At 65.6% G+C, this 24,379-nt stretch carries 25 protein-coding genes; 11 read left to right on the top strand and 14 right to left on the bottom strand.

Features of this window, described 5'->3' with window-relative positions; translation table 11 throughout:
- Positions 1–74 precede the first annotated feature (74 nt).
- Positions 75–1,205 carry an aspartate-semialdehyde dehydrogenase gene (asd, locus tag AC07OC_RS14965; RefSeq protein ID WP_218340122.1) on the bottom strand — a complete coding sequence of 377 codons (1,131 nt, stop codon included), beginning with the start codon at positions 1,203–1,205 and terminating at the stop codon, positions 75–77.
- Positions 1,206–1,502: 297 nt separating this feature from the next.
- Here asd and AC07OC_RS14970 point away from each other — a divergent pair, with 297 nt between their 5' ends.
- Positions 1,503–2,177 carry a dihydrodipicolinate reductase gene (locus tag AC07OC_RS14970; protein ID WP_494601621.1) on the top strand — a complete coding sequence of 225 codons (675 nt, stop codon included), beginning with the start codon at positions 1,503–1,505 and terminating at the stop codon, positions 2,175–2,177.
- Positions 2,178–2,252: 75 nt separating this feature from the next.
- Here the strand turns inward: AC07OC_RS14970 and leuB are convergent, their stop codons facing one another.
- The 6 genes from leuB to AC07OC_RS15000 all read right to left on the bottom strand — a co-directional run bounded on the left by leuB (position 2,253) and on the right by AC07OC_RS15000 (position 8,135).
- Positions 2,253–3,326 carry a 3-isopropylmalate dehydrogenase gene (leuB, locus tag AC07OC_RS14975; protein WP_218295565.1) on the bottom strand — a complete coding sequence of 358 codons (1,074 nt, stop codon included), beginning with the start codon at positions 3,324–3,326 and terminating at the stop codon, positions 2,253–2,255.
- 89 nt (positions 3,327–3,415) lie between these two features.
- The gene (gene leuD, locus AC07OC_RS14980; protein ID WP_218340124.1) at positions 3,416–4,066 is read right to left on the bottom strand and encodes a 3-isopropylmalate dehydratase small subunit; all 651 of its coding nucleotides are present in this window, start codon (positions 4,064–4,066) and stop codon (positions 3,416–3,418) included.
- A gap of 13 nt (positions 4,067–4,079) precedes the next feature.
- The gene (locus tag AC07OC_RS14985; protein ID WP_010463809.1) at positions 4,080–4,205 is read right to left on the bottom strand and encodes an entericidin A/B family lipoprotein; all 126 of its coding nucleotides are present in this window, start codon (positions 4,203–4,205) and stop codon (positions 4,080–4,082) included.
- A gap of 12 nt (positions 4,206–4,217) precedes the next feature.
- Positions 4,218–5,639 (bottom strand): 3-isopropylmalate dehydratase large subunit, encoded by a 1,422-nt coding sequence (gene leuC, locus AC07OC_RS14990; protein ID WP_218340125.1) that lies wholly within the window; start codon positions 5,637–5,639, stop codon positions 4,218–4,220.
- A gap of 32 nt (positions 5,640–5,671) precedes the next feature.
- Positions 5,672–6,625: a LysR family transcriptional regulator gene (locus tag AC07OC_RS14995; protein ID WP_218340126.1), complete on the bottom strand. Its 954-nt coding sequence runs from the start codon at positions 6,623–6,625 to the stop codon at positions 5,672–5,674.
- A gap of 139 nt (positions 6,626–6,764) precedes the next feature.
- Positions 6,765–8,135 carry an MBL fold metallo-hydrolase gene (locus AC07OC_RS15000; protein ID WP_218340127.1) on the bottom strand — a complete coding sequence of 457 codons (1,371 nt, stop codon included), beginning with the start codon at positions 8,133–8,135 and terminating at the stop codon, positions 6,765–6,767.
- Between the two features lie 245 nt (positions 8,136–8,380).
- On the opposite strand from AC07OC_RS15000, the gene AC07OC_RS15005 reads away from it, so the two are divergent.
- A complete protein-coding gene (locus AC07OC_RS15005; RefSeq protein WP_218340128.1) occupies positions 8,381–9,319 on the top strand; it encodes a lytic transglycosylase domain-containing protein in 939 nt (312 codons plus the stop codon).
- Between the two features lie 40 nt (positions 9,320–9,359).
- On the opposite strand, the gene dnaJ is transcribed toward AC07OC_RS15005, so the two are convergent.
- The 3 genes from dnaJ to grpE form a co-directional block, all read right to left on the bottom strand.
- Positions 9,360–10,505 (bottom strand): molecular chaperone DnaJ, encoded by a 1,146-nt coding sequence (gene dnaJ, locus AC07OC_RS15010; protein WP_218295559.1) that lies wholly within the window; start codon positions 10,503–10,505, stop codon positions 9,360–9,362.
- Between the two features lie 89 nt (positions 10,506–10,594).
- Positions 10,595–12,550, bottom strand: coding sequence for a molecular chaperone DnaK (dnaK, locus tag AC07OC_RS15015; protein ID WP_218295558.1), 1,956 nt, complete (start codon positions 12,548–12,550; stop codon positions 10,595–10,597).
- 94 nt (positions 12,551–12,644) lie between these two features.
- The gene (gene grpE / locus AC07OC_RS15020; RefSeq protein ID WP_218340129.1) at positions 12,645–13,196 is read right to left on the bottom strand and encodes a nucleotide exchange factor GrpE; all 552 of its coding nucleotides are present in this window, start codon (positions 13,194–13,196) and stop codon (positions 12,645–12,647) included.
- Positions 13,197–13,505: 309 nt separating this feature from the next.
- Here grpE and rpsF point away from each other — a divergent pair, with 309 nt between their 5' ends.
- From rpsF to dnaB, 5 genes are all read left to right on the top strand, one after another.
- Positions 13,506–13,895: a 30S ribosomal protein S6 gene (rpsF, locus tag AC07OC_RS15025; protein WP_094285575.1), complete on the top strand. Its 390-nt coding sequence runs from the start codon at positions 13,506–13,508 to the stop codon at positions 13,893–13,895.
- Between the two features lie 15 nt (positions 13,896–13,910).
- Entirely contained in the window at positions 13,911–14,201 is a 291-nt protein-coding gene (gene priB / locus AC07OC_RS15030; RefSeq protein WP_218295556.1) for a primosomal replication protein N, read from the top strand.
- A gap of 17 nt (positions 14,202–14,218) precedes the next feature.
- A complete protein-coding gene (gene rpsR / locus AC07OC_RS15035; RefSeq protein ID WP_005795932.1) occupies positions 14,219–14,500 on the top strand; it encodes a 30S ribosomal protein S18 in 282 nt (93 codons plus the stop codon).
- Between the two features lie 12 nt (positions 14,501–14,512).
- Positions 14,513–14,965 carry a 50S ribosomal protein L9 gene (gene rplI, locus AC07OC_RS15040; protein ID WP_218295555.1) on the top strand — a complete coding sequence of 151 codons (453 nt, stop codon included), beginning with the start codon at positions 14,513–14,515 and terminating at the stop codon, positions 14,963–14,965.
- Positions 14,966–15,214: 249 nt separating this feature from the next.
- Positions 15,215–16,627, top strand: a complete 1,413-nt coding sequence (dnaB, locus tag AC07OC_RS15045) for a replicative DNA helicase (protein WP_218295554.1) — start codon at positions 15,215–15,217, stop codon at positions 16,625–16,627.
- A 125-nt stretch (positions 16,628–16,752) separates the two neighbouring features.
- On the opposite strand, the gene AC07OC_RS15050 is transcribed toward dnaB, so the two are convergent.
- The 4 genes from AC07OC_RS15050 to AC07OC_RS15065 form a co-directional block, all read right to left on the bottom strand.
- Complete coding sequence (locus AC07OC_RS15050) at positions 16,753–17,139, bottom strand: hypothetical protein (protein WP_218340130.1); 387 nt, start codon at positions 17,137–17,139, stop codon at positions 16,753–16,755.
- A 1-nt stretch (position 17,140) separates the two neighbouring features.
- Complete coding sequence (locus AC07OC_RS15055) at positions 17,141–18,898, bottom strand: PhoH family protein (protein WP_218340131.1); 1,758 nt, start codon at positions 18,896–18,898, stop codon at positions 17,141–17,143.
- Positions 18,899–19,088: 190 nt separating this feature from the next.
- Entirely contained in the window at positions 19,089–19,574 is a 486-nt protein-coding gene (locus AC07OC_RS15060; protein ID WP_184858228.1) for a peroxiredoxin, read from the bottom strand.
- A gap of 236 nt (positions 19,575–19,810) precedes the next feature.
- Positions 19,811–20,182: an Mth938-like domain-containing protein gene (locus AC07OC_RS15065; protein WP_218295551.1), complete on the bottom strand. Its 372-nt coding sequence runs from the start codon at positions 20,180–20,182 to the stop codon at positions 19,811–19,813.
- 150 nt (positions 20,183–20,332) lie between these two features.
- Between AC07OC_RS15065 and AC07OC_RS15070 the strand changes: the two genes are divergently transcribed.
- The 4 genes from AC07OC_RS15070 to AC07OC_RS15085 all read left to right on the top strand — a co-directional run bounded on the left by AC07OC_RS15070 (position 20,333) and on the right by AC07OC_RS15085 (position 24,373).
- Entirely contained in the window at positions 20,333–21,574 is a 1,242-nt protein-coding gene (locus AC07OC_RS15070; RefSeq protein ID WP_218340132.1) for a pyridoxal phosphate-dependent aminotransferase, read from the top strand.
- A 31-nt stretch (positions 21,575–21,605) separates the two neighbouring features.
- A complete protein-coding gene (locus AC07OC_RS15075; protein ID WP_218340133.1) occupies positions 21,606–22,628 on the top strand; it encodes a DUF1176 domain-containing protein in 1,023 nt (340 codons plus the stop codon).
- A 67-nt stretch (positions 22,629–22,695) separates the two neighbouring features.
- Positions 22,696–24,030, top strand: coding sequence for a homoserine dehydrogenase (locus AC07OC_RS15080; RefSeq protein WP_218340134.1), 1,335 nt, complete (start codon positions 22,696–22,698; stop codon positions 24,028–24,030).
- Between the two features lie 28 nt (positions 24,031–24,058).
- Positions 24,059–24,373, top strand: coding sequence for a response regulator (locus AC07OC_RS15085; RefSeq protein ID WP_218340135.1), 315 nt, complete (start codon positions 24,059–24,061; stop codon positions 24,371–24,373).
- Positions 24,374–24,379 lie beyond the last annotated feature (6 nt).

Consider the following 24,379-nt stretch of genomic DNA (forward strand, 5'->3'; position numbering starts at 1 on the left):
TGAGTGTGTCAAGGCTCCTGGCGCAAAAAAGCGCGCGCAGCCGGGGCTGCGCGCGCTTTTCGGGGGGCCGGAGTTCAGGCGTCGAGCAGGATGCGCAGCATGCGGCGCAGCGGTTCGGCCGCGCCCCACAGCAGCTGGTCGCCAATGGTGAACGCGCCGACATATTCAGGCCCCATGGCCAGCTTGCGGATGCGGCCCACGGGGATGTCCATGGTGCCGGTCACCGCCACGGGCGTCAGGTCCTTGATGGTGGCTTCCCGGGTGTTGGGCACGACCTTCACCCACTCGTTGTCGGCGGCGATCATTGCCTCCAGGTCCGCCAGGGGCACGTCCTTCTTCAGCTTGAAGGTCAGCGCCTGGCTATGGCAGCGCATGGCGCCCACGCGCACGCAGAAGCCGTCCACCGGCACGGCGGGGGCGCTGAAGCCCTCGCCCTGGCCCAGGATCTTGTTGGTTTCCGCCATGCCCTTCCATTCTTCCTTGGACATGCCGTTGCCCAGGTCCTTGTCGATCCAGGGGATCAGGCTGCCGCCCAGCGGCACGCCGAAGTTGGCGGTTTCAGCGCCCGTCAGGGCGCGTTGCTTGGCGATCACCTTGCGGTCGATTTCCAGGATGGCGCTCTTGGGGTCATCGAGCAGGGCCTTCACTTCGGCGTTGAGCGTGCCGTACTGCGTGAGCAGCTCGCGCATGTGCTGCGCGCCGCCGCCGGAGGCCGCCTGGTAGGTTTGCGTGCTCATCCATTCCACGAGACCCGCCTTGTACAGGGCGCCTACGCCCATCAGCATGCAGCTCACGGTGCAGTTGCCGCCAATCCAGTCCTTGCCGCCCTGGGCCAGGGCGTTCTTGATCACGGGCATGTTGACCGGGTCCAGCACGATGACGGCGTTCTTCTCCATGCGCAGGGAGGAGGCGGCATCGATCCAGTGGCCGTTCCAGCCGGCGGCGCGCAGCTTGGGATAGACCTCGTTGGTGTAGTCGCCGCCCTGGGCGGTGATGATGATTTCGCAGCGCTTGAGGGCCTCGATGTCGAACGCGTCCTGCAGGGTGCTCTCGTTCCTTGCCTGCGCGGGAGCCTTGCCGCCTGCGTTCGAGGTGGAGAAGAACATCGGCTCGATCAGGTCGAAATCCTTCTCCTGCGCCATGCGGTCCATCAGGACCGAGCCGACCATTCCGCGCCAGCCAACCAACCCTACCAACTTGCTCATTTCAACGCCCTTTCTAAATAAGAAACAGTGCCAGACCGGACTGCTCGCCTGGCTCGTCTGGCCAGGGAGGGCGCACGACGAACCAGGCTGAGTCAGCCCTTAATGGTCGTGGTTTTGGTGATGGTTGCGCGCGCAGCCACACCGGCCAGGGCGGCGGGTGCGATGTTCAGGGCGAACGGGCGGGCGGCAAACATAGGCGAATATTGTACCGGATACGGCCTGGATCCGGGTGCGCTGGCGGCCCTGCGGCGGTCTACAGTGCTGCCTTTGCCTCCTTTGTTCAATTCGAAAGTAGAAATGCAAGTCATCGTTGTGGGGTCAGGCAAGCTGGCCAAGGAGCTTCTGGGGGCGCTGCCTGCCCGTGGCGAAGCGCAGGTTTTGCCATGGGCCGGTGAGGGGCAGCGTGCAGAAAAATCTGTCGTGCTGCATGCCGGTTCCGGCAGGGAGCTGGAGGCTGCCTGCGCCTTTTGCGAATCCACGCACTCCCCGTTGGTAGAACTGGCCACCGGGTCCGGGCTGGAAGGGCGTGTGGTGGGTTTTCCGGTCGTCCTGTGTCCGAACACCAACATCCTCATGCTCAAGTTCATGGCCATGCTGGAGCGCGGCGGGCCTCTGTTTCGCGGCTACCGCACCGGGCTGACCGAATCCCACCAGGCCCAGAAGTCCTCGGTGCCGGGCACGGCCGTCAGCATGGCGCAGGCACTGGGCCTGGCGCCGGGGGACATCCGGTCCGTGCGCGATGCCGGGGTGCAACGGGACGTGCTGCACATTCCCCAGGAGCATCTCGCCCGCCACGCTTACCACCGGGTGCTGATCGAGGATGGCGCGTGCAGCGTGACGCTGGAAACCCGTGTCTATGGCGATGCACCGTATGCGGAGGGTGTCGCGCACATCGTGGCGGCCGTGCGCGAGCGGCCGCTGGAAAACCGGTGCTATTCCATCATGGAGTTCATCGACAACGCGTGGGTGTAGGCGGCACGCGGGCGCCACAACAATAAAAAAGCGCCGGAGGACCGGCGCTTTTTCGTGACCGCCGGGCGGTGGGGTTCAGGCGGCCAGCGCCTTGACCACTGCATCGCCCATCTGCGCCGTGCCCACCTTGGTGGTGCCTTCGCTGTAGATGTCGGGGGTGCGCAGGCCCTGGGCCAGCACCTTCTGCACCGCGGCTTCGATGCGCTGGGCGGCGGCTTCCTGGTTCAGGCTGAAGCGCAGCATCATCGCGGCCGACAGGATGGTGGCCAGCGGGTTGGCCACGCCCTTGCCGGCGATGTCCGGCGCACTGCCGTGGCTGGGCTCGTACAGGCCCTGGTTGGTGCTGTTCAGGCTGGCCGAGGGCAGCATGCCGATGGAGCCGGTGAGCATGGAGGCTTCGTCCGACAGGATGTCGCCGAACATGTTGCCCGTGACCACCACGTCGAACGCCTTGGGCGCCTTCACGAGCTGCATGGCGGCGTTATCGACATACATGTGCTGCAGCTCGACGTCGGGGTATTCCTTGTGCACGTCGGTGACCACGTCCTTCCAGAACTGGAAGGTTTCGAGCACGTTGGCCTTGTCCACGCTGGTGACCTTCTTGTTGCGCTTGCGCGCAGCCTGGAAGGCGACGTGGGCGATGCGCTCGATCTCGGGGCGGCTGTAGCGCATGGTGTCGAAGGCTTCCTCGGCACCGGGGAAGTGGCCGTCGGTGGCCACGCGGCGGCCGCGGGGCTGGCCGAAGTAGATGTCGCCCGTCAGCTCGCGGATGATGAGGATGTCCAGGCCCGCGATCAGCTCGGGCTTGAGGCTGGATGCACCCACCAGCTGCTCGTAGCAGATGGCGGGGCGGAAGTTGGCGAACAGGCCCAGGTTCTTGCGCAGGCCCAGGATGGCTTGTTCGGGGCGCAGGGGGCGGTCGAGCTTGTCGTATTTCCAGTCGCCCACGGCGCCGAACAGGATGGCGTCGGCTTCCTTGGCGAGCTTGAGCGTGGACTCGGGCAGTGGATGGCCGTGCGCGTCGTACGCCACGCCGCCCACCAGGGCGGACTCCATCTCGAACGGGAGTTCCAGGGCCTCCAGAACCTTGACGGCTTCAGAGACGATTTCGGTGCCAATGCCGTCACCCGGCAGAACTGCGATTTTCATTGAATTTGCTTTGTTTTTGATAGCTATCAGCGCTTATGGGTAAAGCGCTAGAAGCCAATTTGAATGATATTTTGGATGCCTGCGCCGTCTCACGACACCATGGTGTGCGCCAGCCAGGGCTTGGTGGCCAGCCGCTCTACTTCAAAGGCCTTGATCTTGTCGGACTGGCGCAAGGTCAGGCCGATGTCGTCAAAGCCGTTGAGCAGGCAGTATTTGCGGAAGGCCTGCACCTCGAACGGAATCTCTTGGCCCTGCGGACGCACGATGACCTGGCGCTCCAGGTCGATGGTGAGCTGGTAGCCGGGGAAGGCCAGCACTTCGTCGAACAGCTGGGCCACCGTGGCCTCGGGCAGCACGATGGGCAGCAGGCCGTTCTTGAAGCAGTTGTTGAAGAAGATGTCGGCGAAGCTGGGCGCGATCACGGCGCGAAAGCCGTACTGGTCCAGCGCCCAGGGCGCGTGCTCGCGGCTGGAGCCGCAGCCGAAGTTCTTGCGCGCCAGCAGCACGGAGGCGCCCGCGTAGCGCGGCTGGTTCAGCACGAAGTCGGGGTTGGGCTTACGGCTGGCGGGGTCCTGGCCGGGCTCGCCGTGGTCCAGGTAGCGCCACTCGTCGAACAGGTTCACGCCAAAGCCGGTCTTCTTGATCGACTTGAGGAACTGCTTGGGGATGATCGCGTCGGTATCGACGTTCTCGCGGTCCATCGGGGCCACGAGGCCTTTGAGCAAGGTGAATTTCTGCATGGCGTTCTCTGGATTACTTGGCGGCGCGCTCGAGGGCGCCGCCGGCACGCTGTACGTCCTGGCCCACGCCCTTGACGGTGTTGCAGCCGGCCAGCACGAAGGTGATGGCGAGCACGATGAGGGTTGCGGTCTTTTTCATGACAGGGCTCCTTCAGGCAAATTGACGAATGTCCACAAAGTGGCCGTGCACGGCGGCGGCGGCGGCCATGGCGGGGCTCACCAGGTGCGTGCGGCCGCCAGCGCCCTGGCGCCCTTCGAAGTTGCGGTTGCTGGTGCTGGCGCAGCGCTCGCCGGGCTCCAGGCGGTCGGCATTCATGGCCAGGCACATGGAGCAGCCGGGTTCGCGCCACTCAAAGCCCGCGGCCACAAAAATCTTGTCCAGGCCTTCGCGCTCGGCCTGTTCCTTGACCAGGCCCGAGCCGGGCACGACCATGGCCAGCTTCACGTTGCTGGCGACCTTGCGGCCCAGGTTCTTCACCACGGCGGCGGCTTCGCGCATGTCTTCGATGCGGCTGTTGGTGCACGAACCGATGAACACCTTGTCGATGGTGATGTCGTTGATCGGCTTGCCCGGCTGCAGGCCCATGTAGGTCAGCGCGCGCTCGATGGCGCCGCGCTTGTTGGCGTCCTTTTCCTTGTCGGGGTCGGGCACGCGGGCGTCCACGCCCAGCACCATCTCGGGCGAGGTGCCCCAGGTGACCTGCGGCACGATGTCGGCGGCGTCGAGCTTGACGACGGTGTCGAACTTCGCGTCGGCATCCGAATGCAAGGTCTTCCAGTACGCCACGGCCTGGTCCCATTCCACGCCCGTGGGCGAGAGGGGGCGGCCCTTGACGTAGTCAATGGTCTTGTCGTCCACCGCCACCAGGCCCGCGCGCGCGCCGCCTTCGATGGCCATGTTGCACACGGTCATGCGGCCTTCCATGCTCATGGCGCGGAAGACGGAGCCCGCAAACTCGATGGTGTAGCCCGTGCCGCCGGCCGTGCCGATCTTGCCGATGATGGCCAGCACCACGTCCTTGGGGGTCACGCCCCTGGCGAGCGTGCCGTCCACCTGCACCAGCATGTTCTTGGCCTTCTTGGCCAGCAGGGTTTGCGTGGCCATCACGTGCTCCACCTCGCTGGTGCCGATGCCGTGGGCCAGTGCTCCGAAGGCGCCGTGGGTGCTGGTGTGGCTGTCGCCGCAGACCACGGTCATGCCGGGCAGGGTGGCGCCGTTCTCCGGGCCGATCACGTGCACGATGCCCTGGCGTTTGTGCATGAACGGGAAGAACGCAGCGGGCGAGATCTGCGCCATGTTGTCGTTCAGCGTGGTGATCTGTTCCTTGCTGATTGGGTCGGTGATGCCGTCGTAACCGTTTTCCCAGCCGGTGGTGGGCGTGTTGTGGTCGGCGGTGGCCACGATGGAGCTCATGCGCCAGACCTTGCGGCCCGCCTCGCGCAGGCCTTCGAAGGCCTGCGGACTGGTGACTTCGTGCACCAGGTGCCGGTCGATGTAGAGGATGGAGGTGCCGTCCTCTTCGGTATGGACGACGTGCTCGTCCCAGATCTTGTCGTACAGGGTGCGTCCCATGGGGTGGCTCTCTTCCTTCAGGTGGGGTGATTTTAGTGTTGGGGTCTGGGCGGCATGGCCGCGGCGCGGGGAGCAAGGTGCTCCACCAGCAGCCGGGCGGTGACGGGCAGGGCATCGAAATCGCGGGCCACCACGCGCAGCTCGCGGTGGGCCCAGGCGTCCGTCAGTGCAATGGCCTGCAGCCGGCCCACGCCGCGCATGAGCTCAAAGGCGCGGTCGGGCAGCAAGCCCACGCCCAGGCCGCTGTCGATCATCCGGCACATGGCGTCCAGCCCGGTGACCTGGATGCGCTGGCGCAGCGGGCGCCCGGCCGCCGCAGCCGCCGAGCGCATGGCCAGGCTGATGCTGCTGTTGGCATGCAGGCCAACGATGTCCCAGTCCAGGATGTCTTCAAAATTGATAGCGTCACGTCCCGCCAGTTCATGCGCCTGCGGCACAACCAGCACCAGGTTGTCGGCGCGGTACGGGCGGCTTTGCAGTTCCATGGTGCCGTTGCCGCTGGCCATGCTGACATTGCAGATGCCCAGGTCTGCCGCGCCCTCCTGCACGGCATGCAGCACGTCGCTGCTCAGGTGTTCCTGCAGGTCGATCTTGATCTGGCTGTGCTCCCGGGCGAACGCGCCCAGGTCTTCCGGCAGGAACTGGAAGATGGCCGAGATGTTGGCGTGCATGCGCACATGGCCGCGCACGCCGTCGGCGTATTCGCTGAGTTCACCCTGCATGCGTTCGAGCCCGAACAGCACGGTGCGCGCGTGGTGCAGCAGGCTTTCGCCCGCGGGCGTCAGCGTGACGCCGCGGCTGTGGCGGTAGAGCAGGGCGGTGTCCACGGCTGTTTCCAGGTCGGACAGGCGCTTGCTCACGGCCGATGCGGCAATGAACTCCCGCTCGGCCGCCCGGCCGATGCTGCCCAGCTCGCACACCGCCACAAACAGCTGCAGCGAGGTCAGGTCGATACGGCGCGCAAAACTGCGCTCGGAGCTTTTCATCGTGTCATTGTCTTCTCGAAAAGAGAAGGTTCTGTATTTTCGTCCTATTATGAATTGGTTGCCATCGTTGTGCGCGATGGCTGGGCTGCCGCTCCGCTGTGACCCCAGCGGGCGACGCGTGCTCAAGAAGCCGCCGGGCTCAGGCGGCGCAGGTGCTGCCGTGCTCCGGCACCAGGGCGTGCCAGCGCAGTTCGTGCTCGATGCGCTGGCGCAGCATGTCGGCAGCGCCCATTTCTCCGTGCACCACGTACACCTGGTCCGGCGCATGGCCCATGCTGCGCAGCCAGGCGATGAGCTGGTGGCCGTCCGCATGCGCCGAGGCGGACGACAGATGCACCACCTCCGCGCGCACGGCCACGTCCTGGCCGTGGATGCGGATGTTCTTCTCGCCCGCCGCCAGGCGCGCGCCCCGGGTGCCGGGGGCCTGGTGGCCGGTCAGGATGACCATGTTGCGGTGGTCACCCGCGTGCAGCGCCAGGTGGTGCAGCACGCGGCCCCCCGTGGCCATGCCACTGGCCGACAGGATGACCATGGGGCCATGCAGCCTGGCCAGCCCCTTGGATTGTTCGGGCGTCTGGACCATGGTGGCGCCATGCTCCAGCGCCTGCACCTCGCGGCCGCTCAGCCGGTGTTCCTGCATGTGATGCTGGAACAGCCCCGTGGTGCTGACCGCCATGGGGCTGTCCAAAAACACCTTGAGCGAGGCGGGCACCACCCCGCGCGCCTTGAGCTGGCCGATGGCATGCAGGACCACCTGCGCGCGGCCCACGGCGAACACCGGCACCACGGCAATGCCGCCACGGGCCGCCAGGCGCTGCAGGGCGGCACCCAGATCGCCCTGCAAGTCTTCTGCGGGGTGCTCGCGGTCGCCATAGGTGGACTCGATGAGGACCGTGTCCGCCGGGGGCGGAGCATCGGGCGGGTTCATGAGCAGGTCGTCGGGTCGCCCCAGGTCGCCCGAGAACAGGATGCGGCGGCCCCCCGCTTCCAGCAGCACGCTGGCCGCCCCCAGGATGTGGCCTGCGGGGGAAAAGGTCACGCGCCAGCCCGGCAGGGGCTCGAACACCTGGTGGAAGGCATGGACCTGGAACTGCTTGAGGCAGTGCAGTGCGTCGAGCCGGGTGTACAGGGGCAGGGCGGGGGTGTGGCTGCTGAGCTGGTGCCGGTTGAGGTACGCGGCGTCTTCCTCCTGCAGGTGTCCGCTGTCGGGCAGCAGGATGGTGCACAGGTCGCGTGTGGCCGGTGTGCAGTGGATGGCGCGGGCATAGCCGTCGCGGGCCAGCAGGGGCAGGTAGCCGCTGTGGTCCAGGTGCGCATGGGTCAGCACCACCGCGTCGATCTGCCGGGGCGTGACGGGCAAGGGCTGCCAGTTGCGCAGGCGCAGCTGCTTGTACCCCTGGAACAGGCCGCAATCGACCAGCAGGCACCTGCCGTTGTGGCGGACCAGGTATTTGGACCCTGTGACCGTGCCGGAGCCGCCCAGGAAGGTGAGGTTGACGTCGTTGTTCATGCCGGATGCTCCTGCGCGATGTTCCTGGGGCCGTGGCGCCGCCCTGGAGGGCGGCAGCGTGGATTTCCATGCTACTTCGCGGGCGGGTGGGCGGGGGCGGCCTGCCGGCAGCTTCTTGCCTCAGATCAAGAAATGGCGGCTGGCAATGTTTTCCTGTTGCCATGGGGACTTCGGTGCTACCGTGGGGCGCCGCTTCCAGTCGGGGGCGGGGTTTTGGGCGGTTGTCTCCGCAGGCGGGTTCTGGCATGCAACCCTGGTTTTCCCCTCCAGCGCACGGTCCCGTGCTGGCGGCGGTCCTGATCGCCGCGGGCACGGGTGTGCACGCGCAGGTGCCGGACGAGCCGCCCGAGTGGGCCGACGAGCCCCCCGTGCTGTCGCGCTGGCTGGAAGAGGGCTACGACGCGGAGGTGCGGCGCCAGCCGCACCGCGCTGCCTCGCGGTATTGCGACGCGGCGCGCTATGGCAGCGTGGAGGCGCAGTACCGCCTGGGCCGCCTGTTGCTGCATGGACGTGACGTGATGCCCGATCCCGCGGCGGCGGCCACCCTGCTCGCCATGGCCGCCCAGCGTGGGCATGAGAAGGCCCGCAGCCTGGCGCAGGGCATGGTGCCCGGCGACCACCTCCCCGACTGCCTCACCACGGGTGAGGCCCCTCGGCTGGAGGTCAGGGACTCCGCCCAGGAGGTGGTGCCGCAGGAGGTGGTGGACCGCTACGTGAGCAACCTGCCGGACGACAAGCGCCGCCACGCGGAACTGGTGCGGCGGCTCGCGCCCCGCTTCGACGTGGACCCACGGCTGGCGCTGGCCATCGTGCGGTCGGAGTCCAACTTCCAGGCCCGTGCGCTGTCGCCCCGCAATGCGCAGGGGCTGATGCAGCTGATTCCGGAGACGGCGGAGCGTTTTGGCGTCCGGGACGCCTGGAGCCCCGAGCAGAACGTGCGGGGCGGGCTGGCCTATCTGCGCTGGCTGCTGGACCGTTTTGCCGGCGATGTCGCCCTGACATCGGCCGCCTACAACGCTGGCGAAAAGGCCGTGGAGCGCCACGGCGGTGTTCCTCCCTATGCGGAGACCCGCGAGTACGTGCGCCGCATCCTGGGTTTTTACCGCTCTGCGCAGCACGAGCGGCCTGTGGCCGGCCCGGCATCGCTGGCGTCGGCGCGCGCAAAAAAACCGCCTGGGCCGTAGATAGGCCGCAGGCGGTTTTTGGCAGGCGCTGGCGCCCGGATCAGCTGAAGAAGTTCTTCAGCCGGTCCGTCCAGCTCTCGCCGCTGGGCGAGTGGCGGGCGCCACCCTTCTTGAGGGAGTCTTCCAGCTCGCGCAACAGCTTGCGCTGGTGCTCGGTGAGCTTGACCGGCGTTTCCACCGCGATGTGGCAGTACAGGTCGCCGGGGTAGCTGGCGCGCACGCCCTTGATGCCCTTGCCGCGCAGGCGGAACTGCTTGCCGGCCTGGGTGCCTTCGGGGATGTCGATGGCCGCCTTGCCCGCGAGCGTGGGCACCTCGATCTCGCCGCCCAGCGCCGCCGTGATGAAGCTCACGGGCACCTGGCAGTGCAGGTCGTCGCCGTCGCGCTCGAAGATGTCGTGCTTCTTCAGGCGGATCTCGATGTACAGGTCGCCCGGCGGGCCGCCGTTGGTGCCCGGTTCTCCGTTGCCCGTGCTGCGGATGCGCATGCCGTCGTCGATGCCGGCGGGGATCTTCACTTCCAGCGTCTTTTGCTTCTTGAGCTTGCCCTGGCCGTGGCAGGTGGTGCAGGGTTCGGGAATGATCTTGCCCGTGCCGCGGCAGTGCGGGCAGGTCTGCTGCACACTGAAGAAGCCCTGGCGCATCTGCACCGTGCCCGCGCCCTGGCAGGTGCCGCAGGTCTTGGCGCTGGTGCCGGGCTTGGCGCCGCTGCCGTGGCAGGTGTCGCAGCTTTCCCACGAGGGGATGCGGATCTGCGCATCCTTGCCGCGCGCGGCTTCTTCCAGGGTGATCTCCATGGCGTAGCTGAGGTCGCTGCCCCGGTACACCTGGCGTCCGCCAGCACCGCGCCCACGCCCGCCCTGCTGGCCGAACATGTCGCCGAAGATGTCGCCGAAGGCCTCGGCGAACCCGCCGAAGCCTTCCGCGCCCGGGCCCCCGGGGCCGCGCATGTTGGGGTCCACCCCGGCATGGCCGTACTGGTCATACGCGGCCCGCTTTTGCGGGTCGGAGAGCATTTCGTAGGCCTCCTTGGCCTCCTTGAATTTCTCTTCGGCAGGCTTGGCCGCATCCCCCTGGTTGCGGTCAGGGTGGTGCTTCATCGCCAGCTTGCGATAGGCCTTCTTGATTTCTTCGTCCGAGGCGTTCTTGGGAACGCCCAGGATTTCGTAAAAGTCTCGTTTGGACATGGTCTTTCTGAGCCCGGTTGGAACAGGAACGCCGCGCAAGCCCCCCTGTCAGGAAACTCGCGCGGCGGCTCGGGTCAAACGGGGCGTGTTCAGCCCTTCTTGACTTCCTTCACCTCGGCATCGACCACGTTGTCGTCGTCGGGCTTGCTGCTGGAGGAGGACGATGCCTGCTGGCCGCCCGATGCGTCGCCCGCACCGGCGCCGGCTGCCGCCTGCGCTGCCTGTGCGTCGGCATACATCTTCTCGCCCAGCTTCTGGCTGGCGGCCATCAGGGCCGTGGTCTTCTCGTCAATCGCGGCCTTGTCCTCGCCCTTGAGGACTTCTTCCAGCGCCTTCACGGCGGCGGTGATCGCGTCCTTCTCGCCCGCGTCGAGCTTGTCGCCGTGTTCGGCCAGGCTCTTGTTCACGCTGTGCACGGCGGCCTCGCCCTGGTTGCGGGCCTGCACCAGCTCCAGCTTCTTCTTGTCGTCGGCGGCGTTGAGCTCGGCGTCCTTCACCATCTGCTGGATTTCTTCTTCCGACAGGCCGGAGTTGGCTTTGATGGTGATCTTGTTTTCCTTGCCCGTGCCCTTGTCCTTGGCGCCCACGTGCAGGATGCCGTTGGCGTCGATGTCGAACGACACCTCGATCTGCGGCACGCCGCGCGATGCGGGTGGAATGCCTTCCAGATTGAACTCGCCCAGCAGCTTGTTGCCCGTGGCCATCTCACGCTCGCCCTGGTAGACCTTGATGGTCACGGCGGGCTGGTTGTCGTCAGCCGTCGAGAAGGTCTGCGCGAACTTCGTCGGGATGGTCGTGTTCTTCGTGATCATCTTGGTCATCACGCCGCCCAGCGTCTCGATGCCCAGCGACAGCGGCGTCACGTCCAGCAGCAGCACGTCCTTGCGGTCGCCCGAGAGCACCTGGCCCTGGATGGCGGCGCCCACGGCCACGGCTTCGTCGGGGTTCACGTCCTTGCGGGGTTCCTTGCCGAAGAATTCCTTGACCTTCTCCTGCACCTTGGGCATGCGCGTCATGCCGCCCACCAGGATCACGTCATGGATGTCGGAGACCGACACGCCGGCGTCCTTGATCGCCATGCGGCAAGGCGCAATGGTGCGCTCGATCAGCTCTTCCACCAGTGCTTCGAGCTTGGAGCGCGTGAGCTTGATGTTCAGGTGCTTCGGGCCCGAGGCATCGGCGGTCACGTAGGGCAGGTTGATGTCGGTCGAAGCCGAGTTCGACAGCTCGATCTTGGCCTTCTCGGCCGCTTCCTTCAGGCGCTGCAGGGCCAGAACGTCGTTCTTGAGATTGACGCCCGACTCCTTCTTGAACTCGTCAATGATGTAGTCGATGATGCGCTGGTCGAAGTCTTCTCCGCCCAGGAAGGTGTCGCCGTTGGTCGACAGCACTTCGAACTGCTTTTCGCCGTCCACGTCGGCGATTTCGATGATGGACACGTCGAACGTGCCGCCACCCAGGTCATACACCGCGATCTTGCGGTCGCCCTTTTCCTGCTTGTCCAGGCCGAAGGCCAGTGCCGCGGCGGTGGGCTCGTTGATGATGCGCTTGACGTCCAGGCCGGCGATGCGGCCGGCGTCCTTGGTGGCCTGGCGCTGTGCGTCGTTGAAGTACGCGGGCACGGTGATGACGGCTTCCGTCACGGGCTCGCCCAGGTAGTCCTCGGCCGTCTTCTTCATCTTGCGCAGGATGTCGGCGGACACCTGCTGGGCCGACAGCTTGTTGCCGCGCACTTCGATCCAGGCGTCGCCGTTGTCGGCGGCCACAATCTTGTAGGGCATCAGGTCGATGTCCTTTTGCACTTCCTTCTCGGTGAACTTGCGGCCGATCAGGCGCTTGACGGCGTACAGCGTGTTCTTGGGGTTGGTCACGGCCTGGCGCTTGGCCGAGGCGCCGACGAGGATCTCGCCGTCTTCCTGGTAGGCCACGATGGAGGGCGTGGTCCGCGCGCCTTCGCTGTTCTCGATCACGCGCGTCGTGTTGCCTTCCATGATGGACACGCAGCTGTTGGTGGTACCGAGGTCAATGCCGATGATTCTTCCCATGATTTTTCTCCGAATGCTGGAATGGTTTGGATGGCTAGTAACTTGTGGATAACTCGTGGGGGTTCAAGTCATCCGTGCTGATTTATTTGAGGATTTACTTCGGGGCCGTGACGGTGACAAGCGCCGGGCGCAGCACGCGCTCGGCGATCACGTAGCCCTTTTGCAGCACGGCCACGACGGTATTGGCTTCCTGCTCGGCAGGCACCACGCTGATGGCTTGGTGCTGGTGGGGGTCGAACTTGGCGCCGGCGGCAGGGTTGATGGCCAGCACCTTGTTGCGCTCCAGGGCCGAGGTCAGCTGGCGCAGGGTGGCGTCGGCGCCCTCGCGCAGCTGCTGGGGCGTGGCTTCCTTGATGGCCAGCGCGGCATCCAGGCTGTCGGCCACGGGCAGCAGGCTTTCGGCAAAGCTCTCGATGCCGAATTTCCGCGCCTTGGAGACCTCGTCTTCGGCGCGGCGGCGGGCGTTCTCGGCCTCGGCCTTGGCACGCAGGAACTGGTCGGCCAGGTCAGCGCTCTTGGCCTTGAGTTCGGCCAGCTCGCCCTGCAGCCGCGCCAGCTCGTCGGAGGCGTGGGCTGCCATGGCGGCTTCAACTTCTTCGGGGGCGGGGGCGCTCTGTGGGGGGATGGGTTGGCTGGTGTCTGACATGTCGTGGTCTAAAAGTGGATAAACAAACAGTAGTACGCGCGGGAGGTGGGGACATGCCCGCGCATTTCAAGGTCTGGCGAAGGGGCATGTGGCTGTGGGCCCATGCCCGGCGTGTTTTGCTGTAAAGCATGTCGTCCCGCCCGGCGGATTTGCAAGGGCCAGGGCGCGACAAGGCCGCATTTTCGGGAGGGATGCCGCTCTTGGAAAGCTCCTGAGTGTACAAGCGGCCAGGAGCGGGCTATAATTGCCGGCTTTGCCTTGCCACACTGCTCACGACGCAGCAGGTGGTCTTACCCAAAAGGAGTATGCATGCGTCATTACGAAATCATTTTGTTGATCCATCCGGATCAAAGCGAACAGGTTCCAGCCATGCTGGAGCGCTACAAGGGCATGATCACCGCTGGCGGTGGCAAGGTGCATCGCGTGGAAGACTGGGGCCGCCGTCAACTGGCGTACCTGATCAACAAGCTGGCCAAGGCCCACTACCTGTGCGTGAACATCGAAGCCGACCAGGCCGTGATGGCTGAACTGGAGCACGCCTTCAAGTTCAACGACGCCGTGCTGCGCCACCTGACGGTTCAGAAGAAGAAGGCCGATACCGGCCCGTCTTCCATGATGAAGACCGTCGAGCGCGAAGAAGCCCGCAAGGCCAGCCAAGCTGAATACGCAGCGGCCGGCGGCGAGCGCGGCGAGCGCTGATCCTTCCTCGTTGGAGTGGAGAACCGCGTTGTCTTGACCGCCTGTATCGCAGAGGCTGAGCCCTTGCGCTACACGCCCGCCGGATTGCCTGCCATCGCCCTGCGGCTCGAACACGAGTCCCAGCAAACCGAAGCAGGCCATCCCCGCGAGGTCAAGGCCACCATGAAAGCCGTCGCCTTTGGTGCGATGGCCGAGCGCCTGGCAAGGCAGAACATCGGAAGTCTCTGGACTTTCAGTGGATTCCTCGCCACACCGCGCAATGGCAAGAACGCAGTGCTCCACATCCAGGATATTCAACAAAATTAATTTGCAAGGGGTCCGCAATGGCCACGTTCAAGAAGTTCAACAAAGACAAGCGCCCAAAGCGCAACACCCAGTCCCTGCTGTTCAAGCGCAAGCGCTTTTGCCGCTTCACGGTGACGGGTGTTGAAGAAATCGACTACAAGGATGTCGACACGCTGCGCGATTTCATCGCCGAAAACGGCAAGATCATCCCCGCGCGCCTGACCGGCACGCGCGCCATCTTCCAGCGTCAGCTGAACACCGCCATCAAGCGCGCCCGCTTCCTGGCCCTGGTGCCTTACAGCGACCAGCACAAGATCTAAGGAGCACAACCCATGCAAATCATCCTGCTCGACAAGGTTGTGAACCTCGGCAACCTCGGCGAAATCGTCAAGGTCAAGGACGGCTACGCCCGCAACTTCCTGATCCCCGCTGGCCGCGCCCGCCGTGCCACCGAAGCTGCCAAGGCAGAATTCGAAGCCAAGCGCGCTGAACTCGAAAAGGCAGCTGCCGCCAAGCTGGCAGAAGCCCAGGCCCAAGGCGAGAAGCTGGCTGGCACCACCGTCAAGCTGACGCAAAAGGCTGGCGTGGACGGCCGTCTGTTTGGTTCCGTGACCAACCACGACATCGCCGAAGAGTTGAACAAGCAAGGCTACAAGGTCGCGAAGTCGCAGATCCGCCTGCCCAACGGCCCTATCAAGGTCGTGAGCGAAAGCACCGTGAACGTTGCTCTGCACACCGATGTGGTGGTGGAAGTGACCGTGTCGGTCTACGGCGAAACCGCCTGATCGGCCATTTCCGGCCCTGGAGCTGGAATGTCGCAAGGCCGCCTTCGGGCGGCCTTTGTTTTTTTGGCCCCACTGCGCCATACAGGCTTGCCCACCGGCTGCCCACCCGTTATCCACAGACTTGTGCCATGACGGCGCGCCGTGCGCACGCTAGCATGCAAGGCTTGCCGTGCGCTGCGGTTTGCCGCCGGACCACGCGCCCAGCCGGCCGTCGACGCATCCCTTTCCGCTTTCAAGAAACTGTTGCCCATGTCCGCCGTCTTTCCTGCCCTTGATGATGGCTTCACGCCCGTGCCCGACCGTGAAGTGGCGCAGCTGCGCGTGCCGCCGCACTCCATCGAGGCCGAATCCAGCGTGCTCGGCGGCCTGCTGCTGGACAACAACGCCTGGGACCGCGTGGGCGACCTGCTGGTGGAGAGCCACTTCTACCGGCACGAGCACCAGATGGTGTATTCGGCCATCGGTGCGCTGATCAATGCCAGCAAGCCGGCCGACGTCATCACCGTCTTCGAGCACCTGCAAAACCAGGGCAAGGCGCAGGAAATGGGCGGGCTGGCCTACCTGAACAACCTGGCCCAGTACGTACCCAGCGCCAGCAACATCCGCCGCTATGCGGAAATCGTGCGCGAGCGCGCCATCCTGCGCAAGCTGGTCACGGCCAGCGATGAAATCTCCACCAATGCGTTCAACCCGCAGGGCAAGACGGTCGAGCGCATCCTGGACGAGGCCGAGGCCAAGATCTTTGCGATCGGGGAGGAGGGTTCCCGCACCAAGCAGGGCTTCCAGTCGCTCGACACCCTGGTGATCGACCTGCTCGACCGGGTGCAGGAGATGGCGGACAACCCGGTGGACGTGACTGGCGTTCCCACCGGCTTTGCCGATCTGGACCGCATGACCTCGGGCCTGCAGGCGGGCGACATGGTGGTGCTGGCGGCGCGTCCGTCCATGGGCAAGACCTCGTTCGCGGTGAACATCGCCGAGCACGTGGCGCTCAACGAAGGCCTGCCGGTCGCCATCTTCTCGATGGAAATGGGCGCCGCCCAACTGGCGGTGCGTATCGTGGGTTCCATCGGCCGCGTGAACCAGGGCAACCTGCGCACGGGCAAGCTGACCGACGACGAGTGGCCCCGCCTGACCGAGGCGATCGAAAAGCTGCGCACCGTGTCGCTGCACATCGACGAGACGCCGGGCCTGACACCTGGCGAGCTGCGCGCGAACGCCCGGCGCCTCGCGCGCCAATGCGGCAAGCTCGGACTGATCGTGGTGGATTACCTGCAGCTCATGAGCGGCTCGGGGGCCGGCAGCTCCGACAACCGTGCCACTGAGCTGGGCGAAATCTCCCGGGGCCTCAAGATGCTGGCCAAGGAACTGCAGTGCCCGGTGATCGCGCTGTCGCAGCTCAACCGCTCGGTGGAGCAGCGCACCGACAAACGCCCCATGATGTCCGACCTGCGCGAATCCGGCGCCATCGAGCAGGATGCCGACATCATCATGTTCATCTACCGCGACGACTACTACAACAAGGACTCGAAGGAGCCCAACGTCGCGGAGGTCATCATCGGCAAGCAGCGGAACGGCCCCACCGGCACCGTGAAACTGTTCTTCCAGAAGAACCAGACGCGTTTCGAGAACCTGGCGATGGGCTCGGGCGACGATTTCTAATGAAAATAGCTGCCAGCGCTTGTTGTATAAGCGCTGGAAGCTATTGAATTGATAGCAATCTCGCAGTACCCGGGTGAGGGACTGTGCAACGCCTGCGTGGCTGCTGAGTTGTGTGGTGGTTGCCCTTACTGTCGCAGCGCCCACACCAGCAAGCCAGCGCAGCCGGCCGCCAGAACACCCATGGCCACCGTGAGCCGCCGGTGGCGCTGGCGCAGCACTTCCACCGCCTGCACCACCTGGGCGTTCTGTTCGGCCAGGGACTGGATCAGCACCGCTGATTCCTGCTGCTCCTGCTCCAGCCGCGCGACGCGGTCCCGCAGATGCTGCAACTGCAGCGCGACCGGAATGGCGGGCTCGCCGCCGGCACTCTCGAGTGCACCTGCCGCAGCATCGGCATTCCCTTTTTGCGTGGTGCCCAGCAGCTTCCTGGCCGCCTGCAGGATCTGGGGCGTCGCCTCGATGACGTCGCCCCAGGGCACCAGTTTCAGTGCCGCGACCCAGCCCGCCGCCAACTCAGAGCACCTCGCTGGCGAAGTCCGCCAGGCGCGAGCGCTCGCCGCGCGCCAGCGTGATGTGCCCGCTGTGTGGCCAGCCCTTGAAGCGGTCCACGGCGTAGGTCAGGCCTGACGAGCCTTCGGTGAGGTAGGGCGTGTCGATCTGCGCTAGGTTGCCCATGCAGATGATCTTGGTGCCGGGGCCGGCCCGGGTGATCAGCGTCTTCATCTGCTTGGGCGTCAGGTTCTGTGCCTCGTCGATGATCACGTACTTGTTCAGGAAGGTGCGCCCGCGCATGAAGTTCATGCTCTTGATCTTGATGCGGCTGCGGATGAGTTCGTTGGTGGCCGCGCGGCCCCACTCGCCCGCATTGCCGCCGTCGCCCTTGGCCAGGAACTCCAGGTTGTCGTCCAGCGCGCCCATCCAGGGGCCCATCTTTTCCTCCTCGGTGCCGGGCAGGAAGCCGATGTCCTCGCCCACGCTCACCGTGGCGCGGGTCATGATGATCTCGGTGTAGCGGCGGTCGTCCAGCACCTGGGTCAGGCCCGCGGCCAGGGCCAGCAGGGTCTTGCCGGTGCCCGCCGTGCCCGTCAGGGTCACGAAGTCGATCTCGGGGTCCATGAGCAGGTTCATGGCGTAGTTCTGCTCGCGGTTGCGCGTGGTCACGCCCCACACCGCGTGCTTGGCCGAGCCGTAGTCCTTGAGCGTCTGCAGCACCGCCGTCTTCTCGCGGATCTCGCTCACACGGGCGAACAGGCTGGGCTCGCCGGGCGCTTCGAAGTACACGAACTGGTTGATCATCAGCTGCGGCACGATGGGCCCGCCGATGCGGTAGTAGGTGTGCGCGCCGCTTTGCCAGCTTTCGACGTTCTTGCCGCTCTTGGCCCAGAAGTCCGGGGGCAGGGCCAGCACACCGGCGTAGAGCAGGTCGCCGTCCTCCAGCGTCTTGTCGTTCTGGTAGTCCTCCGCCGTCAGGCCCAGCGCGCGCGCCTTCACGCGCATGTTGATGTCCTTGGACACCAGCACCACTTCACGCGGGGCGTGCAGCTTGCGCAGGGCCTCGACCACGCCCAGGATCTGGTTGTCGGCCTTGCCCGGTGGCAGGCTGGTGGGCAGGCTGTAGTCCAGGGGCGCGGTCTGGAAATACAGGCAGCCGCCGGCCGCGCGCTGCCCCGTGGAGTCAAGTTTCAGGCCGCGCGCGATGTCGGCGCCTTGTGCGGCTGCCAGCGCATCCAGCGTGCGGCTGGCCTGGCGGCCATTGCGGGCCACTTCGGTCATGCCCTTCTTGTGGCCGTCGAGTTCTTCCAGCACGATCATCGGCAGGAAGATGTCGTGTTCCTCGAAGCGGAACAGGCTGGTCGGGTCGTGCAGCAGCACGTTGGTGTCCAGCACGAAGAGCTTGGTGGGACCTTGCGGCGCGGACTTTCTGCCGCGCGTGCTGGCGGGTGCGGCAGCAGCGCCGGCCGCCACGGAGTTGCCGCCGGTGGTGCGTGCCTTGCGGGTGCTGGTCGGGCGGGAGGCGGGCACGGCTGCGGGCTCCGGCGCGCGGGAGCGGGTCTCCACCTGGACAAGGGGTGCCGTGCTCGGTGCGGCCGTGGCCGAAGCCACGCTGTCCGCCTTGCGCCCCGAGCGGGCAGCGGGTGTGGCCGCACGTGCTGGTGGCGCCACAACGGGTTCATTGGCGGAGGCTTGCGACACCCGGGGGCGGGCTGCGACTTCAAAGGCTTCTGGCGCGAGGAGTGCGGCGCGCCGGCTGGGGGCGGGGGGCAGGGGCATGGTGGCGGGGCCTCGGTCGGTAATGGGAAAGACGGTCAGAAAGCAAAAAGCCGCCTGGAGACCAAGGCGGCTTTGGGGTGGCAGGGGGCAGGCGTTGCGGTAACCAGGGGCATAAATCCATTATGCCTACTCGCGATGTCTTGCTTGGGCAAAACCAGCGGGTTGTCGCTTTGAAGCCCCAAGGTGCGGATCAGGCGGCTTTTTTCAGGGCCTTGATGGATTTGACGGCCTTCAGGACTTCGTCCACGTGGCCCGGCACTTTCAGGCCGCGCCACTCTTGCACCAGCAGGCCATCGGGGCCGATCAGGAAGGTGCTGCGCTCGATGCCCTTGACCTTCTTGCCGTACATGATCTTGTTCTTGACCACGCCGAACATGTGGCACATCTTCTCTTCGGTGTCGGCGATCAGTTCGAAGGGCAGTTCCAGCTTTTCCTTGAAATCGTCGTGCGACTTCATGTTGTCGCGCGAAACGCCGAACACCGCGGCGCCTGCCTTCACGAAGTCCTTGTACTTGTCGCGGAACTGCATGGCCTCCGTCGTGCAGCCAGGCGTGTTGTCCTTGGGATAGAAGTAGAGAACCAGAATCTGGCCAAGGTGGGAGGTATTGGAAACCTTGATACCACCGGTTGCGTTGGCTTCAAATTCAGGGAGGGGTTTGTTGACAACGATCGCCATATCACTTCAATCTCTCAGGATGTAGTCGTTGGTAAGCCGGGGGAGCGGGTGTGTTATTGCTCTTGGAAGTGCCCCCGACCGCAACCGGTGATTTTACCCCGAAATCGATTGCCAGCCAAATGTAAGACAGTGTGTCCGCGTCGGCGTCTGCGGGTATGGAGGGAGGGGCTGCCGTGGCGCTGCGGGGCTGGGGAGCCGGGTCTTCGCCGGCGGGCGGCCTGCCCTCTGGCGGCGTTTCAGTCTTCCAGGATCAGCGCGGCCACCACGTTGCGGCCTTCGCTGGCCAGGATGTTGTAGGTGCGGCAGGCCGCGGGCGTGTCCATGGTCTCCAGGCCCAGCCTCCGCGCAATGAGGGGGGCGAGCCAGGCCGGCGGCGGAAAGCGGTTGCGCGTGCCGCTGCCGAAGATGATGAGTTCCGTCTCCAGTTGCGCCAGCTGTGCGAAGTGTTCCGGCGTCAGGTCTTCGAAGCGGGCACACGGCCACGCCTGGCGCAATCCGCCAGACCCCACGATGACGCTGTGGGTGATCTTTTCCGCGTCGATGCCGATCCAGCCGGGGCCGTAGCCGCTGATGGTCTGTGCGTTCGAGCGGTCGGGCTGGAATTTCATGGGCGTTGGTGCGGGTTGCAGGCGCTGGCGCAGCGGGTGCGCAAGGGCACACGGCCCGGCAGCGGTGGTGATCTGTGGTCAAATTATAGGTTTCGCCAAGGTGCCAGCCGCTCTGGCCGCCACCTGACCTCACTGCACCACCGTCAGCGCATGAAAACCGTCCAAAAATCCGCCAAGCTCGCCAACGTCTGCTACGACATCCGGGGGCCCATCATGGACGCGGCCAAGCAGATGGAGGAAGACGGCCACAAGATCATCAAGCTCAATATCGGCAACCTGGCCGTGTTCGGCTTCGATGCGCCCGAGGAAATCCAGCTGGACATGATCCGCAACCTGCCCAATTCGGCGGGTTACTCGGACAGCAAGGGCATTTTCGCGGCGCGCAAGGCGGTGATGCACGAGACGCAAAAGCAGGGCATCAAGGGCGTGATGCTCGATGACATCTACCTGGGCAACGGCGCCAGCGAACTCATCGTGATGGCCACCAATGCCCTGCTGGACAACGGCGACGAACTGCTGCTGCCGTCACCCGACTACCCGCTGTGGACGGCGGCCGCCAGCCTGTCGGGCGGTACGCCCGTGCACTACCTGTGCGACGAGGCCAATGGCTGGATGCCGGACCTCGATGACATCCGCGCGAGGATCACGCCCCGCACCAAGGGCATCGTGGTCATCAACCCGAACAATCCCACGGGCGCGCTGTATTCGGACGATCTGCTCAAGGGCATCGTGGCCATCGCGCGCGAGCATGGCCTGGTGATCTTTGCCGACGAGGTGTACGACAAGGTGCTGTACGACGGCGCCAAGCACACGGCCATTGGCTCGCTGAGCGAGGACGTGCTCACGCTCACCTTCAACTCGCTGTCCAAGAGCTACCGCTCCTGCGGCTACCGCGCCGGCTGGCTGGTGGTGTCGGGCGACAAGAAGCCCGCCAGGGACTACATCGAGGGCCTGAACATGCTTTCGAACATGCGCCTGTGCGCCAACGTGCCGGGCCAGTGGGCGGTGCAGACGGCGCTGGGCGGCTACCAGAGCATCAATGAGCTGGTGAACGAAGGCGGGCGCCTGCGCAAGCAGCGTGATCTGGCGTATGAGCTCATCACCGCCATCCCCGGCGTCACCTGCGTGAAGCCGCGTGCGGCGCTGTACATGTTTCCTCGCCTGGACCCTGCGGTCTATCCCATCGCGGACGACCAGCAGTTCTTCCTGGAGCTTCTGCAGGAGACCAAGGTCATGCTGGTGCAGGGCACGGGCTTCAACTGGGCCGCGCCGGACCATTTCCGCATCGTATTCCTGCCCCACGAAGACGACCTGCGCGACGCCATCGGCCGCGTGGCGCGCTTCCTGGAGCAATACCGCAAGCGCGCGCAGGCGGCTGCGGTGGCCGCATGAGGCGGCGCGCCGCGGCGTGAAGGCCTGCTCCATGCGCATCCGCTCAGCTGCCTGCCGCACCGGGGTGTTCCTGGCGTATGCGCTGGCGCTCGCCGCCGCATTCCTGCCGCCTGCGCAGGCGGATGGCAAGGGCGCCGTCAGCTTCCGGCACAAGGACTGGGCCCTGCAATGCGACAACACCCTCGCCTGCCGGGCCGTGGGCTACCAGTCCGAGTCCGGCGACTCCGGGCCCGTCTCCATCCTCCTGGTGCGCGAAGCCGGGCCCGGCACGCCGGTGCGGGTCGATCTGCAGGTGTCCACGGAAAAAGCCAGCCCCGCCGCGCTGCACCTCAAGGTGGGCAGGCTGTCGCTGGTCGGGCTGAAAGGCGGCGCCCCGCAGGTGCCCGCGGACCAGGTGCCCCGCCTGCTGCAGGAACTGCTCAAGAATGAAGAGGCCACCGTGAGCGCTGGCAAGGACCAGTGGGCGCTTTCGCTCGCCGGGGCCAGTGCCGTGCTGCTCAAGATGGACGAGGCCCAGGGCCGCGTGGGCACCCCGGGCGCGCTGGTGCGCCGTGGCACGCGGCCCGAGTCTTCCGTGCTGCCACCCGTGCCGGCCCCGGTGGTCAAGGCCGTGAGCCCGCTGCCCACGCGCCCGGGGGATGCCGCCCTGGCCAAGCCCCTGCTCGCGGCGCTGGACCGTGCCAGCGTGGAAGACCAGTGCAATGGCGACCCGTTCAACCCGGCCAATGCGCAGGTGCACCGCCTGACGGAGCGCAAGGTGCTGCTGTCCGTGCCCTGCGGCATGGGAGCCTACAACTTCAGCAGCCTGCTCTGGATCGCCAGCGACCGGCCTCCCCACAAGCCAGTGTTCCTGGCCGATGTGGACGGGGACTTCGACCCCGCCACGGGCAGCGTGCATTCGGCGATGAAAGGGCGCGGCATCGGCGACTGCTGGTGGGTGCGCCAGTGGCAGTTCGATGGCCAGGGCTTTGTGCTGGCCAGCGAATCCGGAGACAGCATGTGCCGTGGCTTTGCCGGTGGCGCATGGCAATTGCCCACCTATGTCACGCGGTGATCCGGGTGCTGCACCCCATCGCTCCTGGTTCCTTTAAAAAATCCTTAGTTACTCCACCACCATGGCTATGAAACCCATCCAAGTAGGCCTTCTGGGCATCGGCACCGTCGGCAGCGGCGTATTCAACGTGTTGCAACGCAACCAGGACGAGATCAGCCGCCGCGCTGGCCGTGGCATCGAGATCACCATGGTGGCCGATCTGGACGTGGAGCGTGCCAGATCGGTCGTGGGCGCCGGCATCCAGGTCGTCAACGATGCCCGCGCCGTCATCGCCAACCCCGACATCGACATCGTCATCGAACTCATCGGCGGCTACGGCATCGCCCGCGCACTGGTGCTGGAGGCTATCGCCGCCGGCAAGCACGTGGTCACCGCCAACAAGGCGTTGCTGGCCGTGCACGGCACCGAGATCTTCGCGGCCGCATCGGCCAAGGGCGTGATGGTGGCCTTCGAGGCCGCCGTGGCGGGGGGCATCCCCATCATCAAGGCGCTGCGCGAAGGCCTCACCGCCAACCGCATCCAGTGGATCGCGGGCATCATCAACGGCACCACCAACTTCATCCTGTCGGAGATGCGCAGCAAGGGCCTGGACTTCGACGTGGTGCTCAAGGAAGCCCAGCGCCTGGGCTACGCCGAAGCCGACCCCACCTTCGACATCGAAGGCGTGGATGCCGCGCACAAGGTCACGCTGATGAGCGCCATCGCCTTCGGCATCCCGGTGCAGTTCGACAAGGCTTATGTCGAAGGCATCACCAAGCTCGGTGCCGCCGACATCAGGTACGCCGAGCAATTGGGCTACCGCATCAAGCTCCTGGGCATCACCAAGCGCGCCGACAAGGGCATCGAACTGCGCGTGCACCCGAGCCTGGTGCCTTCCAAGCGCCTCATCGCCAACGTGGAGGGCGCCATGAACGCCGTGGTGGTGCAGGGGGATGCCGTGGGCACCACGCTGTACTACGGCAAGGGCGCGGGCAGCGAGCCCACCGCCAGCGCCGTGATCGCCGATCTGGTGGACATCGCCCGCCTGCACACGGCCGACCCCGAGCACCGCGTGCCGCACCTGGCCTTCCAGCCGCACACGCTGACCGACGCCATGGGCGCGTCGCCGGTGCTGCCCATGAGCGAAGTGGTCACCAGCTACTACCTGCGCCTGCGCGTGGCCGACCAGGCCGGCGTGCTCGCCAAGGTCACGGGCCTGCTGGCCGAGGCGGGCGTGAGCATCGACGCGGTGCTGCAGCGCGAGGCCGATGAAGTGGGCGGCGAAGGCTCCACCCAGACCGACCTCATCATCCTCACGCACGACACCCGCGAAGGCACCATGGACGCCGTCATCGCCCAGATGCAGGCCCTGCCCACGGTGCTGGCGCCCATCACGCGCATCCGCAAAGAGGAACTCAATTAACCTTTGGTGCGTTCGCTAGGCGATAGCCATGCCCACACTGGTTGCTGCGCTGACCCTTGCCGCCTTGCTGCGACTGTCGTTGGTAGAGTTACCACGATGGCATTTGGCGTTCTGGTTTGGGTTGTTGGTGGGGCTTGCACTCTTCAGGTCCATGCCGCGCGTCGATGCGATTCTCAACGGCTTTGGTAGCTTCCTCGCTGCATGGCTGTATTTTGTATTGCTTGATCGCACGGACAATCGGATCGATCGGGCACTGCATTGGCTCGTGCTGGTCAGTGGCTTTTTTTTGCTAATTGCCTCGCGTCTATACATCGATATCCGGGTATACGGCATCAGCTTGTGATCACAG

Source organism: Acidovorax sp. GW821-FHT10E04, assembly GCF_059415185.1.